Origin of the sequence: Streptomyces atriruber (genome assembly GCF_001418325.1) — a bacterium.
Taxonomy (GTDB): Bacteria; Actinomycetota; Actinomycetes; order Streptomycetales; family Streptomycetaceae; genus Streptomyces; species Streptomyces atriruber.
In genome coordinates, this window is the sequence record NZ_LIPN01000649.1 from 1 (window position 1) to 2,426 (window position 2,426).

The following is a 2,426-nucleotide window of genomic DNA, read 5'->3' on the forward strand; positions in this document are numbered from 1 at the left end:
GTACGGAGGGGGGTGGGCGGGCGTGCCGGTCCGGCTGTGGTGTCGGTGTCGGTGTCGGTGTCGGTGTCGGTCGTGGTCACGGTCCCCCGGGCCCCCTGGCGGTGCTGTGTTCGGCTCGGTGGGCAGCATAGGTGGGGGTGGGCAGGGAGAGCCGTACGGGATGCCCGAGGCGCGGGGTGGCTCAAAGTGGCGTGCTCGTAAGCGAATTGCTCGTACGCGAATTACTCGCGCGGGAATTACTCGGGCCGTCGGGGGATTGCTCATGCTTGTCAGCCCGCTCCGCCCTTTGGGAGGCCCCCGTGTCCGAAACCTCCGCCCCCGACGCCACCTCCGCCTACGACCCGCGCACGCTGCTCGCGGCCTCCCGCCTAGGCATCCTCGCCACGATCAAGGCGGACGGCCGCCCCCAGCTCTCGCCCGTCATGCCCTTCTACGACAGGGCGGCGGACGTCGTCCACGTATCGATGACCGAGGGCCGCGCCAAGACGGCGAACCTGCGCAGGGACCCGCGCGCCACGCTGGAGGTCACCAGCCCCGACGGCCGCACGTGGGCCACCGTCGAGGGCACGGCGACCCTCACGGGCCCGGGCACCGACCCCGCGGGCCCCGAGGTGGAGGCGCTGGTGCGCTACTACCGCCTGGCGGCCGGGGAGCACCCGGACTGGGACGAGTACCGCGCGACGATGGTGGCCGACCGCCGGGTGCTGATGACGATGACGGTCGACCACGTGTACGGCGAGCGGCTCGGCTGAGCCGTCAGCCGGTGGGGCCCCGGCCGCTCGCGCGCGGCGTGACGGTCATGGGGATGTCCTCGGCGGCCCACAGCACGAACCGCTCGACGGGCGTCACCTCGTGCCCCTCGACGGCCCGGAACCGGAACCGCTTGAGCAGCACGGCCAGCATCAGCTGGGCCTCGACCGTGGCGAGCCCGGCGCCCTCGCAGCTGCGCGGCCCGAACCCGAAGGGGACGTGGGCCAGCCGCGGCCGCCGCGCCACCGCCTCCGGGGTGAACCGCTCGGGCAGGAACCGCTCGGGCTCGGGCCAGTGGTCGGGGTTCATGTGCACGGCCCAGAACGGGTAGAAGACGGTGGTGCCGGCGGGGATCTCGTACTCGCCGTCGGCGCCGAGGACCATGGCCTCGGTCGTCTCCCTGGCTCCGTACGGGCCGGGCGGGTAGAGCCGCATCGACTCCTTGAGGACCATGTCCAGATACGTGAGTTCGCGCAGGTCGCCGTAGTCGGGCGCCGAGCGGTCACCGAGGACGTGGTCGAGTTCCTCGGTGACGCGCTCGGCGACGTCGGGGTGGCGGGCCAGCAGGTGCAGGGTCCAGGAGACGGCGACGCCGGTGGTGTGGTGGGCGGCCAGCATCGTCACCATGACGGTGTCGCGGATGCGGGCGGGCGAGGTCCCGGCGGCGATGAGGGCCCCGATGAGATCGCTCCGGTCGCTCCGGTCACTCTCCCCGTTCCCTCCGTTCTCCCCGTGGGCGGCGACGACGCCGTCGACGGTGTCGCGCAGGTAGGACAGCGCGAGCTCGGCCCGCTTCATGCCCGCGTCCTCCCCGCCCTCCGCCACCCGGCCGGTCCGCCCCAAGTACTCGGTGAGCACGACCTCGAACGCGTCGACGGCCTTCTCCGGTTCGACGGCCCCGTCATCGGCGCCCCCCAGCGCATAGGCACAGATCATCCGGAGCGAGAGCGCGGTCAGATCCTTCTGCAGGAAGACGGGGGAGCCGGTCCCGCCACTGCCACTGCCCCCGCCACTGCCCCGGCCCGGGTCCCAACGGTCCGCGAGCGCCTCCACCAGCGCGACGAACTCCCCGAAGTGCCGTTCGTGCGAGGGCCGTCCGGCGAGTACCTCCAACAGCACGCGCCGCCACGGCCCGTGCTCCTCGGAACCGATGACCTGGAGGTTCCCGGCCTCGCAGAGGGGTTCCAGGAACGCGAACAGCCGCGCGGGCCGCTCGTCGAGCCGAGCGGTGTCCTCCAGCAGCAGCGGGTCGGACACGGACACGGCGACGCCCGCGCCCGGCAACTGGAACCGCACCACGGGCCCGTACTCGGCGTGCAGCCGCAGCTGGTGAAGATGTAGCCCGCCCGCGGCCGAGATCGCCCCGACCCCACCGTCATCACTCGGCTCGGGCCCAGGAATCCGCATGACACCACCCATGGCACTACCTCCGTAACGACGGCGATCACAGCTGCCCTCAGGCCAACGAACGGCACGGGTACGCCGCCAGGCCGTTTTCGGCCAGTAAACTGCGCGCGCTCAGCAGGGCCGCGAAGCGCCGAGGAAGGGCGGGGAAGACCCAATGGCACACGGGGGATACCAGGGTTGGGGACCGGCGAACGGCCGGCCACAGGGAGGCGGCGCGCCGCCCCCGCAGCCGGGCACGAACCACCCGCACATCCCGGCTCCCTACACCC

At 72.6% G+C, this 2,426-nt stretch carries 2 protein-coding genes; one reads left to right on the forward strand and one right to left on the reverse strand.

Translation table 11 applies throughout. The annotated features are described in order from the left end of the window. Window positions 1-299: 299 nt before the first annotated feature. Window positions 300-752, forward strand: a complete 453-nt coding sequence (locus AOK03_RS39695) for a PPOX class F420-dependent oxidoreductase (protein WP_055570184.1) — start codon at window positions 300-302, stop codon at window positions 750-752. A gap of 4 nt (window positions 753-756) precedes the next feature. Here the strand turns inward: AOK03_RS39695 and AOK03_RS39700 are convergent, their stop codons facing one another. Next, a complete protein-coding gene (locus AOK03_RS39700) occupies window positions 757-2,157 on the reverse strand; it encodes a cytochrome P450 (RefSeq protein ID WP_079075265.1) in 1,401 nt (466 codons plus the stop codon). Window positions 2,158-2,426 lie beyond the last annotated feature (269 nt).